Consider the following 14,124-nt stretch of genomic DNA (forward strand, 5'->3'; position numbering starts at 1 on the left):
CCTGACCCCTATCTCGGTTCAAACGGTTCTGAATACGTGCATTTGTTAGCGGTTCAGGGCAAAGTCACATCAGGGCCGGCGAAAAGGCCGGCAAAGGAGTGGAGAGATGAAAGACATGACCGAGACCTACCCCGTGGATACCTCCGTCAAACCCGACGTCACGATGTTCTTCGACCCGCAGTCGAACACGTTTTCCTACGTGGTGAAGGACCCGAACTCCAACGCCTGCGCGATCGTCGACAGCGTCATGGACATCGACTACGCCGCAGGGCGCATCAGCTATGAGCATGCTGACGAGATCATCAAATACGTCCAGGACAACGACCTGAATGTCGAATGGCTGATCGAGACGCATGTGCATGCCGACCACCTCTCTGCCGCGCCCTATATTCAGGAGAAGGTGGGCGGCAAACTCGGGATCGGCGAGAACATCGTCGTCGTTCAAGAGACCTTCGGCAAGGTGTTCAACGAGGGCACCGAGTTCCAGCGCGACGGGTCGCAGTTCGACAAGCTCTTCAAAGAAGGCGATACCTACCAGATCGGCGGCATGACCGCTTTCGCCATGCACACGCCGGGTCATACGCCGGCCTGCATGACGCATGTGATCGGCGATGCCGGTTTCGTGGGCGATACGCTGTTCATGCCCGATGGTGGTTCGGCACGCGCCGACTTCCCGGGCGGTGATGCGGGCGTGCTTTACGACTCGATCCAGAAGGTTCTGAGCCTGCCCGACGAAACGCGCCTCTTCATGTGCCACGATTACGGCCCCAACGGGCGTGACATCGAGCACCTGACCAGCGTGAAGGAAGAGAAAGAGAACAACATCCATGTCGGCGGTGGTAAGACCCGCGAGGAATTCGTGAAGTTCCGTACCGAGCGCGATGCGCAGCTCGACATGCCGAAGTTGATCATCCCGTCTTTGCAGGTCAACATGCGCGCGGGCAGCTTGCCCCCGGCGGACGATCAGGGAGACGTGTTCTTCAAAGTGCCGGTCAACAAGCTCTGAGGCAGGCGAGGGAACGCGCGATGAACATTACTCAACTCGACGATCAGGTGAGCGTCAGCCCCCAGATCGCGGTCGAAGACGTGGCCGAGATCAAGGCGATGGGTTTTACCGCGATCATGTGCAACCGACCGGACGGCGAAGATCCCGGTCAGCCCACATGGGCCGAGATCGAAGCGGCGGCCAAGGCGCAGGGGCTTGCGACCTATTTCCTTCCCGTGCAGTCCCGGCCCGAGGCCGAAGGTGCGGCGGAGGGTTTCGCCAAGGCATTGTCCGAGACCGACAGGCTATTCGCCTATTGCCGGTCCGGCACCCGCTGTCAGCTCATCTACCAGGCGGCCAAGGCGCGAGCGTAAGCCCCGCCGGCCCCACTGGGCATAACCCACAAAGGAGCGGCGCATGGCGTCAGGTAAAGCGCGGGCGCGGTCGATCCGGCAATTCGTTCCCATTCTCGAATGGGGGTCGGACTACCGCAAGGATACGCTCATTTCCGATCTCGTGGCGGCCCTGATCGTCACGATCATGCTCATCCCGCAATCGCTGGCCTATGCGCTGCTCGCGGGGCTTCCGGCGGAGATGGGCCTTTACGCCTCGATCCTGCCGCTGGTCGCATACGCGATCTTCGGTACGTCGCGCGCGTTGGCCGTGGGGCCGGTTGCGGTCGTGTCGCTGATGACGGCGGCGGCGATCGGCAATCTCGGGCTGGAGCAGGGCACCTCGGATTATGCGTTGGCGGCGATTACCTTGGCGTTCCTCTCCGGTGCGATCCTTCTGGTCATGGGTGTATTCCGGCTGGGCTTCCTTGCGAATTTCCTGTCGCACCCCGTCATCGCGGGGTTCATCACCGCTTCGGGCCTGCTCATTGCCGCGTCTCAGATGAAGCATATCCTGGGCGTCGACGCGCATGGTCATGCGCTTTTCGACAGGTTGGCGACGCTGATCGGCAATGTGGGCGAAACCAACCTCATCACGCTCGCGGTTGGCGCTGCCTCGATCGCGTTCCTGTTCTGGGTCCGAAAGGGGCTCAAGCCCCTGCTTCTGTCCCTCGGGCTGGCACCGAGGCTTGCCGACATCCTTGCCAAAGCGGGTCCGGTTCTGGCGGTCGCGGTTACGACGCTTCTGTCGGTCGCGTTCGACTTTCAGGGCAAGGGCGTGTCCATCGTCGGTGACGTGCCGCAGGGACTTCCGCCGCTCACCGCGCCGAGCTTCGATCTTGAGATCTGGGGGCAGCTTCTGGGCTCCGCGCTCCTGATTTCGATCATCGGGTTCGTCGAGTCGATTTCGGTTGCGCAAACGCTTGCCGCGAAGAAGAAACAGCGGATCACACCGGATCAGGAGCTTGTCGGGCTGGGTGCGTCGAACATCGCGGCGGCGATGTCGGGCGGTTATCCGGTGACCGGCGGCTTCGCGCGTTCGGTGGTCAATTTCGACGCAGGTGCCGAAACTCCTGCGGCGGGGGCATTCACAGCCGTAGGCATCGCGCTCGCCGCGCTTCTGCTGACGCCGCTCCTCTACTTCCTGCCCACGGCGACCCTCGCCGCGACGATTATCGTCGCTGTTCTGAGCCTTGTCGATTTCGGTATCCTCAAACGCACCTGGACCTATTCAAAGGCCGATTTCGCAGCCGTGGCCGCGACCATCTTGCTCACCCTGACCTTCGGGGTCGAGCTGGGCGTGTCGGCGGGCGTGGTTCTGTCGATCGTGCTATTTCTCTACAAGACGTCGCGTCCTCATATCGCGGAAATCGGGCTGGTTCCCGGCACCGAGCATTTCCGCAATATCGACCGGCACAAGGTGCTCACCCACCCGCAGCTTCTGTCGCTGCGTCTCGACGAGAACCTGTATTTCGCCAATGCGCGGTTCATCGAGGACTACATCCTCGACCGGCTCGCCCATGACCAGCCGATCAAGCATGTCGTGCTCAACTGCCCCGCGGTGAACGCCATCGACCTTTCGGCTCTGGAAAGCCTCGAGGAGCTCAATCGGCGGCTGTTCGACATGGGGATCAAGCTGCACCTCTCGGAGGTGAAAGGGCCGGTGATGGACCGTCTGCAACGCACGCATTTCCTCGACGAATTGCACGGCCAGGTCTTCTTGTCGCATTACGGCGCGATGCGGGCATTGGGGCCTGTGGACGGAACGAAGCCGAAGCTTGCCGCCGAGTGAGACGGTTGGCTCAAAGAAACTCCGCGACGTCGAAATACTTTGGCTCTCGCCAAAACAGCGTATCCGGCACCGGCTCAGACAGGATTCCGGGATTCTAGAATTCTAGAATCCCGGAGTCGTTTTCGACCCGTCCCGTGCTCATGACACCGGCACTGTAGCAATTGCTATGGGCTGCATCGGCTGCTACCTCTTCATGCAAATCGTGAGGAGAACAGAATGCAGATTTCCAAGGATACGCCGGTTATCGTGACGGGCGGGGCGTCGGGTCTTGGCCGCGCCGTGGTCGAGGCGCTGGCCGAAGCAGGCGCGCCGGTAGGGATTTTCGATCTTCAGGAGGACGCGGGCGAGGCGTTGGCCTCGGAGCTTGGAGGTGCATTCGCCAAGGTCGACGTGTCCGACCCGGACAGCGTCGCCAAGGGTTTTGAGGCAATCCGCGCGAAGAACGGTCAGGAGCGCATCATGGTGAACTGCGCCGGGATCGGCACGATCGGCAAGACCGTGTCGCGCGGCGAGGCGCTTGACCCTAACCAGTTCATCAAGACGCTGATGGTGAACACCGCCGGCACGTTCAACTGCGCCTCGCAATCCGCGCTCGGCATGACCGGGGCGGACCCGCTGACCGACGACGGCGAGCGCGGGGTGATCATCAACACGGCCTCCGTCGCTGCCTATGATGGCCAGATCGGGCAGGTGTCCTATTCGGCCTCGAAAGGTGCGGTCGTGGGCATGACGCTCCCCATGGCGCGCGACCTGTCCAAGAACGGCATCCGTGTCATGACCATCGCGCCGGGCCTGTTCTTTACCCCGATGATGGAAGGTTTGCCGGAAGAGGCGCAGCAGAGCCTCGGTGCGCAGGTGCCGTTCCCGTCGCGCCTTGGCAAACCGGCGGAATACGCGGCGATGGCCAGACATATCGTCGAAAACTCGATGCTGAACGGCGAGGTGATCCGCCTCGACGGGGCGATCCGCATGGCGCCGAAATAGGCCGGCGCAGAATCACGACGGCACTGCTCGGCGGTGTTCCGCCAACATTTGAATATGAACCCGCGCGGGCGCACCGCGCGGGTTCATATTGGTCTTGCGAAGGGCTCGAAAAAAACAATCGTTCAAGGCGAACCGTTCGGGCATTTCGCGCGTTTACTCCGGTTCGACCGCAGCGGGACTTTTCGATCATGGATTTGCTCTTCGGGTTTAGTCCTGCCTATGTCGCTTTGGGCCTCCTGGTCCTGTTGTTCGCGGCGTTCACCCTTGAACGCTATCCGCCAGAAGTAACGGCGGCGGGCGGGGCCGCATTATTCATCGTGCTCGGCCTGGTGCCCACGGATCGCGTAATGGAGGTGTTTTCCAGCTCTGCGCCGATAACGATCGCGGCGATGTTCGTGGTGTCGGGGGCGTTGGTCAGGACGGGCGTGCTCGATGGCTTGGCAGATCTCGTGATCGGGCGCGCGAAGACACGGCCCGGTCTCGCGGTACTGATCTTCGTATTCGCGACGATCGTGGCCTCGGCTTTCATGAACAACACACCGGTTGTTCTGGTTCTCATTCCCGTCGTTGTCCGGCTTGCCGCCAGTCTAAATCTTGCCCCGACGCGACTATTGATCCCGTTGTCCTATGCCGCAATCCTTGGGGGCACCTGCACACTCATCGGAACATCGACCAACATCCTTGTCGATGGCGTGGCGCGGGAAGCGGGGCTCGAGGCGTTCTCGATTTTCGAGATCGCCCCGGTGGGGATCGTCGTTGCAGTCGTAGGTGGACTCTCGATGCTCGCTTTGGGGCGATTTCTTCTTCCAGACCGGGCATCTGCGGATGTCGACAGCACACGCGAGACTGCATTCCTGTCGGAAATCACCATTCTTGGGACCTACCCGCAGATCGGTCAGGCTCTTGGGGAGATCGCTGATCTCCAAAGGTCCGGCATCCGCGTCACCGGTGTCCGGCGCGGCAGCCAGATTGAACGCAGGTCGCTCCCGGACCTCGTGCTTCAGAAGGGCGATGTGGTCATCCTCTTTGCGCCAACATCCGAGCTTCTGACCCTTGCCGAGCAGGAAGGATTGCGGGTCGGGATGCGCAGGTCGCTTGAACTCGATCCCGCTGCGCAGGTCAGGGTGGCCGAGGCGATCGTCACGCCGTCGCGCCGCAGCTCCGGGGTGCGGATCGCGGATCTCGCTCTGGGCCGACGGGCAGGGATGCGGGTTCTGGGCGCCCATAGACCGAACCATATCGCCGGCGCCGACCTGTCCAGCGTGCGTCTGCGCCCGGCGGACAAGCTCTTGCTCGAGGGCACACCCGAAGGGTTTGAGGAACTGACGCGAGCGGGCGACGTCGTGTCGGTCAGCGAACCGGGCGGGCGGGCGTTTCGGCGCAGGCAAGCCCCGGTCGCCCTTCTGACCCTTGTCGGGATCGTCGGGCTTGCGGCTTTCGACGTTATGCCCATCGGTATTCTCGCGCTACTCGGCGTGGCGCTCATCCTCGTCCTGCGTTGCATCGACAACGACGAAGCCTGGAATTCTATCGACGCCTCTATCCTCGTTCTTATCTTTTCGATGCTGATCGTGGGCATCGGGTTGGAACATACCGGCGCCGTCGAAATGATCGTCGGCCTGATTGCGCCTCTTCTGTCGAATCTGTCGCCCTTCGTCGCTTTGCTCGCCGTGTATTTCGTCGGGTCCATCCTAACCGAAATCGTTACGAACAACGCGGTCGCAGTGATTTTCACGCCTATCGCGATTGGGCTTGCTAGCCAGATCGGCGTCGATCCGCGCCCGTTTGTCGTGGCCGTCATGTTTTCCGCGAGTGCCAGTTTCGCGACACCAATCGGATATCAGACCAACACTCTGGTTTATGGCGCAGGCAACTATCGGTTCGCGGATTTTCTCAAGATGGGGATACCGATGAACCTGATCGTAGGGTTTGCGGCTGTATTGGCGATAGCCCTGTTCTTTCCGCTCTAGCGCGTGAGGATCAGCATGTCGTCCGCAATCTCGATCCGCTCGAACCTGCGCAGATAGGACATGCCGAGCAGCGACCGGTTCATATCCCCCTCGTTCACGTAGACCTTCACATCGCGCATGGCGATGTCGCCCAACGTGATTTCATCGACACGCGCCGGCGCCGTGCGGACCTGGCCATTGGCAGTCATGGCGGCGCCGATAAAGGCAAGATCGTCAGGCTCTATCCCGACCTTTCGCGCGTCCTGCTTCGTGAGCACCACGTCCGTCGCCCCGGTATCGACGACGAACTGCACGTTTTCCCCATTCACCTGAAGCGTCAGGTAGAAATGCCCGTCCGGGCGACGCGGCACTTCGACAACGCCAGTGGACACGACCGACTGCCGAGGCAGGACATCGCGTTGAATGTCGTTCCAGAGTCCATAGGCCCCGATCGCGCCAATGAAGATCAGCACCCAGATAGCGAGTTGTTGCAGTGATTTACCCAGGTTCGCCCGGTTCATCATGAAGAACGACCCGATCACGGCCGCGCCGAGCAGGACGAGGTAGGTCAGGCGTGCGAAGTCGAAACTGTCCATCCGTCAGAGATAGGTATCGCGGTGGGCGAATACCATGCTTCAGCCAAAGAGCCCGCTGTCCATCAGGCCGTCGATCATGAACTGGATCGCCAGTGCTGCAAGTAGCATCCCGAGGAGCCGGGTGATGACGGAAATCCCGGTCTCCTTCAGGTGCCGACCTAACGCCCCGGCGGCGAGGAAAAAACCAACCGCGACCACCAGCACGCTCAGCATCACGCCGAGGATGGTGAGCTTGCCCACGACGTCCGATGTCTCCCCCATGAGCAGGATCATCGTCGCCATCGCGCCGGGGCCGGACAAGAGCGGCATGGCGAGCGGGAAGACGGACGGATCGTCGGCGGGGTCGAGGACCGAGGCCTCGCTTTGATCCTCGCGCCGCTGCTTGCGCCGCTCGAACAGCATGTCGAGCGCGGTGAGGAACAGGAGCGCACCTCCGGCGATGCGGAAGGCGGCCATGGAAATTCCGAACAGATCGAGCACGGCCTGACCCGCCAGTCCGAAGACGGTAAGGATCACCCCCGCGACGATCGCGGCCCTGAGCGCCACGATCCGGCGATGTCCCGCGCCCATGTCCTTGGTTAAGGCAAGGAAGATCGGGGCGAGACCGATCGGGTCGATAATCACGAAAAGGGTCACGAAAGCGGGGAGAAGTTGATCTAAAGTCATGGATAAAGGTCCCGCCCTAACTCGCCGCCTTGTCGAGTTTTTCCTGTGCAGACAGCCAAAGACCTTCGGCGCGTTCCAGCCCGTCCATCACTTCCGCGTATTTCTTCTGCCAGACTTCCATTTCGCCCAGCTTGTCCTTTTCATAGAGGTCCGGACTTGCAAGCTTGGCGGCGAGTTTCTCGCGCATGTCCTCGAGCTTGGCGACCCGTTCTTCGCATTTGCGCACCTCGGCCCGAAGCGCCAGCACCTCGTCACGGCTCGCTCGTTTCGGCGCGGGCTTGGCCGGTTTCGGCTTGTCGTTGTCGGTGGCGAGGAGCAGGCGGCGATAGGCTTCCAGGTCCTCGTCAAACGCCGAAACGCGCCCGCCCTTGACCAGCCAGAGCCGGTCGGCGACGAGCGACAGCAGATGCATGTCGTGGCTGACGAGGATCACCGCGCCGGTATAGCCCGTCAGCGCTTCGACCAGCGCCTCGCGGCTTTCGATGTCGAGGTGGTTGGTCGGTTCGTCGAGGATGAGGAGGTGAGGCGCGTCGATCGTGGCGATCAGAAGCGTCAGCCGAGCCTTCTGTCCACCTGAAAGCCGCGCCACCACGGTGTCTGCCTGTTCCGCCATCAGGCCGAAGCCGGACAACCTAGCGCGCAGTTTCGCGGGCGTCTCGCCCGGTCGCTGCCGGCGCAGGTGGTCGATAGGGGTCTCGTCCGGATAAAGCTCGTCCATCTGGTGCTGGGCGAAATAGCCGATGCGCAGCTTCGACGCACTGTGGACCCGGCCTTGCAGCGGCGCGAGACGGCCGGCGATCAGCTTGGACAGCGTGGATTTGCCTTCACCGTTCTTGCCGAGGAGCGCGATGCGGTCGTCCTGGTCGATCCTGAGCGTCAATCTCGACAGGACCGGGGTTCCGTCATAGCCGACCGAGGTGCCTTCCATGTTGACGATGGGGGGTGACAGCTCTTCGGGTTCGGGGAAAGTGAACTTGCGCAGCGCGGCTTCCTGCGGGGTCGCGGCGAAGCTCATCTTCTCGATCATCTTGATCCGGCTCTGCGCCTGTTTCGCCTTGTCGGCCTTGTACCGGAAGCGGTCGACGTAGCTTTGCAGATGGGCACGCCGGGCTTCGGCCTTGCGGTTCTCGGCCTCGGCCGCAGCGAGGCGCGCGGCGCGGGTTTCGGCGAAGGTGTCATAGGGGCCGCGGTAAAACGTGAGCTTGCGGTCCTCGAGATGCAGGATGCCGCCAACGGCCCGGTTCAGAAGCCCCCGGTCGTGGGAGATGACGATGACCGTATGCGGGTAGCGCGCGAGGTAGCTTTCCAGCCAGAGCGCGCCTTCGAGATCGAGGTAGTTGGTCGGCTCGTCGAGGAGCAGCAGGTCCGGCTGTGCGAACAGCACGGCAGCGAGCGCCACGCGCATCCGCCAGCCGCCGGAAAAGTCCGAGCAGGGTCGGGTGTGATCCGGGTCGTCAAATCCAAGGCCCTTCAGGATCGAAGCCGCGCGCGCTTCCGCCGACCAGGCGTCGATGTCGGCCAGCCGCGTCTGGATCTCGGCGATCCGGCCTGCGTCCTCGGTTTCCTCTGCCATCAGAGCCGCGCGTTCCGTATCGGCGGCGAGCACGGTGTCGATCAAGGACACGTCGCTCGCCGGCGCTTCCTGCGCCACGCCACCGATTTTCGCGCCCTTCGGCACGGTGATCGACCCGGTCTCGAGCGTCAGTTCCCCCCGGATCAGCCGAAACAGCGTGGTCTTGCCGGTGCCGTTGCGTCCGACAAGCCCGACCTTGTGCCCCTCGGGGATCACCGCTGTGGCATGGTCGATCAGGGGCCGGCCCTCGACCGCGTAAGATATGTCGTCGATCCTCAACATGAGCGTCTGACTGCCCGATCCGTCCCGAACAATCAATCACCCCTTCATCGTTTCGGAAATACTTTCGGGGGTGGTTCGGAGGGGGCAGACGGCCCCCTCCCATCGGTCGTGGCGCGTCCGCGCCGCGAAACCCCTTTCCCCCCGTGCAAGGCCATGCTATCCGCGCCGCGACATCTTCAACCGGGCGCCGCCCGACGGGAAAAAGAGGGACCGACATGGCCATTCAACGCACCTTCAGCATCATCAAACCCGATGCCACCAAGCGCAACCTGACCGGCGCGATCAACGCCAAGCTTGAGGCCGCTGGCCTTCGGATCGTGGCGCAGAAGCGCATCCACCTGTCCAAGGCGCAGGCCGGCGTCTTCTATGCCGTGCACAAAGAGCGTCCGTTTTATGACGAGCTGTGCGAGTTCATGTCGTCCGAGCCGATCGTGGTTCAGGTGCTGGAAGGTGAGAACGCCATCGCCAAGAACCGCGAAGTCATGGGCGCGACGAACCCCGAAGAAGCCGACGAAGGCACAATCCGCAAGGAATTCGCTCTGTCGATCGGCGAAAACTCGGTCCACGGCTCCGATGGCGAAGACACCGCCGCCGTTGAGATCGCTTACTTCTTCTCAGGTCTTGAACTGGTCGGCTAAATCGCCGGACATAAGACTATTACGAAGGCCGCGCCGTCAGGTGCGGCCTTTTTCGTTTCGAGGCGGTCCGACATTAACCAATTTTTAAGATACAGGTTTCACGCTCTTACACATGGATAGGAGAAACCCGATGCGTGAAGTCGATGCGATTGCCGTGGCCAGCGAACACTTTCTGGACGACCTTGCGGCCCTTTTCGAGTTGGTTCATCGCGCGGTGGAGTTTCACGAACAACTCGTGTTCCTGAAGGCACCATTGCCGTTTGATCGGGTGCTCGCCATGCTTGAACAGATCGGGCTCGAGGTCGTCGGGGCCGCCACGCTCTTGGGTGAGGCGGGGGAACCATCGGGCCCAGTCCGCACGGTTTTCGCGCAGTCCGAAGTGCCGCTTGCGGTGCCGGACATACCCGCGCAGCCCGTCGCACGGGCTGGTTAGAACCCCGGCCCGGCATCGGTTTGCCAATCTTTATGGAGTGACGACGAGGTCACGCTCGCCTAGATCGCGGCCCAGTCGGTGAACTGCACGCGCGGGGTGGCGGCGCGGTCGTCACGCGCGGCCTTGGCGCGCGCCTTGCGAGAGTCGTCGGTGCGGTTGTCTTTCAGCTTTTCTCCCTGCGGAGTCTTGGCGCGGGCCATGGGGTCCTTCCCTTTTTTGCGTTCAATGACCAACGCGCGTCGCTGCGGAAAGGTTCGAAAAAAGTCTGGAAAAACAATGCGCCTGTGCTGCGTTGGACGTCTCAGAGCCTGATACCGATTTCGTTCATCTCCGCTTCGAAGCCTTTTGGCGCCTTTGAATGCGCCGCTTTCAGCGTGTCGAACTTCTTGCGGAGCGTCATCTTCTCGTCGCCCTGACAATCGTTCCACGGTCGCCCCATCAACCCCATGACGAGCGCGTAATAGCCGATGAAATGCGCCGGTTCGCCGGCAGCGAGCCAGCGACGATATGCTTCATCGGCCCCAAGGCTGCGAAGCTGACCAGCGCCCGTGATCCCCGCGCGCGCGAAGCCCGCGGCCGTGGTCGGGCCGAGATTGGGAATCGATGCGATATCGTCAGACATGCGGGCGAGCTTGCGCCCGCATGTCTAAACGGTCAATCGCGAGGTCGGCTTGGGGGCTCAGATCGCGGCCCAGTCCGTGAACACCGGCTTGGGCGCGGGCTTTTCCGCTTCGGCCTTGCGTTCGGTCTTTTTCGATTTCGGCGTGTCGCTGTCGCGCTTGGTTGCGCGCGGGTTCTTGGCTTGTGCCATCTGCCTCGTCCTTCGTGTCGGGCGACGTTGCGCCCATTTGGGTTGCTCCCCTGGGGATGTCCCGTTGCCCCGATTCTGTCGCAGGGCTTCGGGCGAATCTGCGCCTTTTGCGTGGCAGAGACGCGGCGGAAATAAGGCGATAATGTGGCGCGTCTCAAGACTTTTATGGATGACCAGAGCGCAGCATTACGCAGATCAGGAGATGATCGGCCATCGGTCGCTCATTCGCGCCGTAACGTCATGGATGCGGCCTGCGTTTGACCTAACGTCATCCGCGTTGACCGATACAATTTCGAGGCCGTAGCCTTCTGCGACACCGCGCGGTGCGGGACAGGGAGGACGAGATGATTGAGGCCGACAGGCACCCGTGGCTGGTGCATTACCCCGAACGGACACCTCACGATCTTCGGCCTGAACCGTCGACCTGGTGCCGGGAGTTGTCGAAGGCTTTCGCGGAATTCGAGGACCAGCTGATGCTCGAATACTACGGGCAGACCTGGACATATGCAGAGATGCGGCAAGACGTGGCGCGGATGGCAGCCGCCCTTCGTGCGTCGGGCATCGGCAAAGGGGACCGGATCGCGCTGCACCTTCCGAATTGTCCCTGGCACCCGATTTTCTTCTACGCCGCACTGGCGACGGGCGCGGCGGTCACGCATCTGTCGCCGCTCGACGCAGCCGAGGAGATCGCGCACAAGCTCGAAGACAGCGGCGCGAAGCTGGTCGTGACATTGAAGACCCCGGAATTGTGCCACCAGTTCAATGCGTTGATCGGGCGCGAGGGTTTACCTGTAATCGTGCAATGCTCCGATCCGGTCTCGGCCGCCGGGCGTGACTGTCCGCTTCTCGAAGGGGCGCAGGCGGTCGAGGATTTCTGGGACGGCCACGAGGGCGCGCGGTTCGATCCGGTTGATGTGAGACCCGACGACATCGCGCTGCTGCAATACACGGGTGGGACCACCGGTCTTCCGAAAGCCGCGGTTCTGACCCATGCGAACCTTTGCGCTTCGGTTGAGATGTTTCACGCCTTTTCGCTCGATGAACCGGCGGCGGATCGCGGCAAACCGGCGCTCGTCTATTCGCCCCTGTTTCACATCATGGGGCTGGTCACGGCGTTGATGAAACGCACGCGCGAAGGGGGCGTTATTCACCTGCGCCTGCGGTTCGACGCGGCGCAGGCGGTGGAAGAAATCGCTCGGCACAAGATCGCGTCGTTCGGCGGGGTTCCGACCACCTGGATCGGCATTCTCCAAGCGCCCGGCGTGACAAGAGAAAAGCTCGCGTCGCTGGAATACGCGTCGTCCGGCGGCGCACCGATGCCGACGGAGGTGCGCCGGAGGGTGCGTGAGATGACGGGGCTCGACGTGCGCGGCGGTTGGGGCATGACGGAAACGAGCGCTGCGGGGACACTCATCCCGAAAGGCGCTTGGGACGACAAGGCCGCCTCGATCGGAGTTCCCATCGCTGGCGCGGAGCTGAAGATCGTCGATGTGGAGGATCCGGCAAAGACTCTTCCGACAGGCGAAACCGGTGAGATCGCCATTCGCGGCCCGAATGTGATGCGTGAGTATTGGAACAAACCCGAGGAAACCCGGACCGCGTTTCACGACGGTTGGCTACTCACGGGAGACGTTGGGTATATGGACGACGACGGGTTTTTCTACATCGTCGACCGGAAGAAAGATCTGATCCTCTCAGGGGGCTTCAATGTCTATCCACTGGTCATCGAAAAGGCCGTCCATCAGCACCCGAACGTCGCCGAAGCGATGGTGGTCGGTGTGCCAGACGATTATCGGGGCGAAAGCGCGAAGGTCTACGTCACGCTGAACGTCGGGGCCAAGCCGTTTTCCTTGACGGAGTTGCAGGCGTTCTTGGCCGACAAGCTCGGGCGCCATGAAATTCCCCGGCATCTGGAATTCCGCGCCACTCTCCCTCATACACCTGTCGGGAAGGCCGACCGAAAGGCCTTGCGCAGGGAGACACGAGACACATGAGCGACGAGACGCCCCAAGTGGATATTGGCGACGGCAACAACCTCGCGGACCTGTTCGTAAAACTGCTGGAGGTCGAAGTGATCGACCGCGACATCTTTCGCGGCATGGCCACACCGGGTGGGCGCGGCCGCGTGTTTGGTGGTCAGGTGATCGGTCAGGCCCTGCGCGCTGCGATGCGCACCGTTGACGATGCGCGCCTGGCCCACTCGCTCCACGCCTATTTCATTCGTGCAGGCAACAGCGAGAAACCGATCGTTTACCTCGTGTCGCGCGACCGGGACGGGCGCAGCTTCAACACACGGCGTGTCGTGGCGATGCAGGACGGCGAAGTGATCTTGAACATGTCGTGCTCTTTCCACGTCGAAGAGGGCGGGCTTTCGCATCAATCTTCGATGCCCGACGTGCCTGCGCCCGAAGACCTCCCGACCGAAGCGGAGCTGATCGAAGCGCATCGCGACGCGTTACCGGACGAACTGCTGCGGTTGGCCGCGAAGCGCCCGCTGGAACTTCGGTTTTGCGACCCGCGAGCGCCGTTTGACCGCAGCGACCGCAGCCCATCTTCGAACTTCTGGTTCCGCACGCGATGCGGAATGCCAGAAAACGAGAGCCTGAACCGCGCCGCGCTTGCCTTTGCATCCGACATGGGGCTTTTGGGCGCTTCCATGATGCCGCATGGAAAAAGCTTCACCGATCATGACATGCAGGTCGCCTCGCTCGATCACGCGATGTGGTTCCACGCCCCGGTGCGTGCCGACGACTGGCTTCTGTATGTCACCGACAGCCCTTGGGCAGCAGGCGGGCGCGGCTTCACGCGTGGGCAGATCTTCGACCGATCCGGCGTCATGGTGGCCGAAACCGCGCAGGAAGGCCTTATTCGCGTCCGGTCCTGACACGAGGTCATGCCGCTTAGCACTGATTTCGGCGCTACGCTCTGGTCGCCTAAGATTTCCTTTGGTTTTCGATGCTGCTTCGCGGGGCGGGCGGCGGTTCGATAATCAAAGTGGCATCGGCGATTGCGTTCGCGGCCCC

15 protein-coding genes are annotated in these 14,124 nt (G+C 62.1%); 9 read left to right on the forward strand and 6 right to left on the reverse strand.

Translation table 11 applies throughout. The annotated features are described in order from the left end of the window. Window positions 1–115: 115 nt before the first annotated feature. The 5 genes from KJP28_RS09515 (at window position 116) to KJP28_RS09535 (ending at window position 6,123) form a co-directional block, all read left to right on the forward strand. Window positions 116–1,006: an MBL fold metallo-hydrolase gene (locus KJP28_RS09515; RefSeq protein ID WP_218392847.1), complete on the forward strand. Its 891-nt coding sequence runs from the start codon at window positions 116–118 to the stop codon at window positions 1,004–1,006. Between the two features lie 20 nt (window positions 1,007–1,026). Next, the gene (locus KJP28_RS09520) at window positions 1,027–1,359 is read left to right on the forward strand and encodes a protein tyrosine phosphatase family protein (protein ID WP_218392315.1); all 333 of its coding nucleotides are present in this window, start codon (window positions 1,027–1,029) and stop codon (window positions 1,357–1,359) included. Window positions 1,360–1,402: 43 nt separating this feature from the next. Next, a complete protein-coding gene (locus tag KJP28_RS09525; protein ID WP_218392316.1) occupies window positions 1,403–3,169 on the forward strand; it encodes a SulP family inorganic anion transporter in 1,767 nt (588 codons plus the stop codon). 216 nt (window positions 3,170–3,385) lie between these two features. Continuing rightward, complete coding sequence (locus KJP28_RS09530; RefSeq protein WP_218392317.1) at window positions 3,386–4,153, forward strand: SDR family NAD(P)-dependent oxidoreductase; 768 nt, start codon at window positions 3,386–3,388, stop codon at window positions 4,151–4,153. A gap of 188 nt (window positions 4,154–4,341) precedes the next feature. Then, the gene (locus KJP28_RS09535; protein WP_218392318.1) at window positions 4,342–6,123 is read left to right on the forward strand and encodes a sodium:proton antiporter; all 1,782 of its coding nucleotides are present in this window, start codon (window positions 4,342–4,344) and stop codon (window positions 6,121–6,123) included. Here the strand turns inward: KJP28_RS09535 and KJP28_RS09540 are convergent. The 3 genes from KJP28_RS09540 to KJP28_RS09550 are packed head-to-tail and all read right to left on the reverse strand — an operon-like array spanning window position 6,120 to window position 9,219. Next, window positions 6,120–6,698, reverse strand: coding sequence for a retropepsin-like aspartic protease family protein (locus KJP28_RS09540; protein ID WP_218392319.1), 579 nt, complete (start codon window positions 6,696–6,698; stop codon window positions 6,120–6,122). The genes KJP28_RS09535 and KJP28_RS09540 overlap by 4 nt on opposite strands. Window positions 6,699–6,737: 39 nt before the next feature. After that, window positions 6,738–7,364, reverse strand: a complete 627-nt coding sequence (locus KJP28_RS09545; protein ID WP_218392320.1) for a MarC family protein — start codon at window positions 7,362–7,364, stop codon at window positions 6,738–6,740. 16 nt (window positions 7,365–7,380) lie between these two features. Further along, window positions 7,381–9,219 (reverse strand): ABC-F family ATP-binding cassette domain-containing protein, encoded by a 1,839-nt coding sequence (locus tag KJP28_RS09550; protein WP_218392848.1) that lies wholly within the window; start codon window positions 9,217–9,219, stop codon window positions 7,381–7,383. A gap of 215 nt (window positions 9,220–9,434) precedes the next feature. Between KJP28_RS09550 and ndk the strand changes: the two genes are divergently transcribed. Both ndk and KJP28_RS09560 read left to right on the forward strand, forming a co-directional pair. Further along, window positions 9,435–9,857 (forward strand): nucleoside-diphosphate kinase, encoded by a 423-nt coding sequence (ndk, locus tag KJP28_RS09555; protein ID WP_218392321.1) that lies wholly within the window; start codon window positions 9,435–9,437, stop codon window positions 9,855–9,857. A 130-nt stretch (window positions 9,858–9,987) separates the two neighbouring features. Then, the gene (locus KJP28_RS09560; protein ID WP_218392322.1) at window positions 9,988–10,290 is read left to right on the forward strand and encodes a hypothetical protein; all 303 of its coding nucleotides are present in this window, start codon (window positions 9,988–9,990) and stop codon (window positions 10,288–10,290) included. A gap of 59 nt (window positions 10,291–10,349) precedes the next feature. On the opposite strand, the gene KJP28_RS09565 is transcribed toward KJP28_RS09560, so the two are convergent. The 3 genes from KJP28_RS09565 to KJP28_RS19940 all read right to left on the reverse strand — a co-directional run bounded on the left by KJP28_RS09565 (window position 10,350) and on the right by KJP28_RS19940 (window position 11,101). Then, on the reverse strand, window positions 10,350–10,490 hold the full coding sequence (locus KJP28_RS09565) for a hypothetical protein (protein ID WP_218392323.1): 141 nt from the start codon (window positions 10,488–10,490) through the stop codon (window positions 10,350–10,352). A gap of 101 nt (window positions 10,491–10,591) precedes the next feature. After that, a complete protein-coding gene (locus tag KJP28_RS09570) occupies window positions 10,592–10,912 on the reverse strand; it encodes a TfoX/Sxy family DNA transformation protein (protein ID WP_218392324.1) in 321 nt (106 codons plus the stop codon). Between the two features lie 57 nt (window positions 10,913–10,969). Further along, a complete protein-coding gene (locus KJP28_RS19940) occupies window positions 10,970–11,101 on the reverse strand; it encodes a hypothetical protein (protein ID WP_255552288.1) in 132 nt (43 codons plus the stop codon). Between the two features lie 344 nt (window positions 11,102–11,445). On the opposite strand from KJP28_RS19940, the gene KJP28_RS09575 reads away from it, so the two are divergent. Both KJP28_RS09575 and KJP28_RS09580 read left to right on the forward strand, forming a co-directional pair. Further along, on the forward strand, window positions 11,446–13,095 hold the full coding sequence (locus tag KJP28_RS09575) for an AMP-binding protein (RefSeq protein WP_218392325.1): 1,650 nt from the start codon (window positions 11,446–11,448) through the stop codon (window positions 13,093–13,095). Continuing rightward, window positions 13,092–13,985 carry an acyl-CoA thioesterase gene (locus KJP28_RS09580; RefSeq protein ID WP_218392326.1) on the forward strand — a complete coding sequence of 298 codons (894 nt, stop codon included), beginning with the start codon at window positions 13,092–13,094 and terminating at the stop codon, window positions 13,983–13,985. Before KJP28_RS09575 ends, KJP28_RS09580 begins: the two co-directional genes overlap by 4 nt. Window positions 13,986–14,124: the final 139 nt, after the last annotated feature.

This window comes from Maritimibacter dapengensis, assembly GCF_019218265.1.
Lineage (GTDB): Bacteria > Pseudomonadota > Alphaproteobacteria > Rhodobacterales > Rhodobacteraceae > Maritimibacter > Maritimibacter dapengensis.

Coding starts and splice junctions, on each gene's coding strand:
- KJP28_RS09515 (WP_218392847.1), top strand. CDS start 116: ATGACCGAGACCTACCCCGTGGATACCTCCGTCAAACCCGACGTCACG.
- KJP28_RS09520 (WP_218392315.1), top strand. CDS start 1,027: ATGAACATTACTCAACTCGACGATCAGGTGAGCGTCAGCCCCCAGATC.
- KJP28_RS09525 (WP_218392316.1), top strand. CDS start 1,403: ATGGCGTCAGGTAAAGCGCGGGCGCGGTCGATCCGGCAATTCGTTCCC.
- KJP28_RS09530 (WP_218392317.1), top strand. CDS start 3,386: ATGCAGATTTCCAAGGATACGCCGGTTATCGTGACGGGCGGGGCGTCG.
- KJP28_RS09535 (WP_218392318.1), top strand. CDS start 4,342: ATGGATTTGCTCTTCGGGTTTAGTCCTGCCTATGTCGCTTTGGGCCTC.
- KJP28_RS09540 (WP_218392319.1), bottom strand. CDS start 6,698: ATGGACAGTTTCGACTTCGCACGCCTGACCTACCTCGTCCTGCTCGGC.
- KJP28_RS09545 (WP_218392320.1), bottom strand. CDS start 7,364: ATGACTTTAGATCAACTTCTCCCCGCTTTCGTGACCCTTTTCGTGATT.
- KJP28_RS09550 (WP_218392848.1), bottom strand. CDS start 9,219: ATGTTGAGGATCGACGACATATCTTACGCGGTCGAGGGCCGGCCCCTG.
- ndk (WP_218392321.1), top strand. CDS start 9,435: ATGGCCATTCAACGCACCTTCAGCATCATCAAACCCGATGCCACCAAG.
- KJP28_RS09560 (WP_218392322.1), top strand. CDS start 9,988: ATGCGTGAAGTCGATGCGATTGCCGTGGCCAGCGAACACTTTCTGGAC.
- KJP28_RS09565 (WP_218392323.1), bottom strand. CDS start 10,490: ATGGCCCGCGCCAAGACTCCGCAGGGAGAAAAGCTGAAAGACAACCGC.
- KJP28_RS09570 (WP_218392324.1), bottom strand. CDS start 10,912: ATGTCTGACGATATCGCATCGATTCCCAATCTCGGCCCGACCACGGCC.
- KJP28_RS19940 (WP_255552288.1), bottom strand. CDS start 11,101: ATGGCACAAGCCAAGAACCCGCGCGCAACCAAGCGCGACAGCGACACG.
- KJP28_RS09575 (WP_218392325.1), top strand. CDS start 11,446: ATGATTGAGGCCGACAGGCACCCGTGGCTGGTGCATTACCCCGAACGG.
- KJP28_RS09580 (WP_218392326.1), top strand. CDS start 13,092: ATGAGCGACGAGACGCCCCAAGTGGATATTGGCGACGGCAACAACCTC.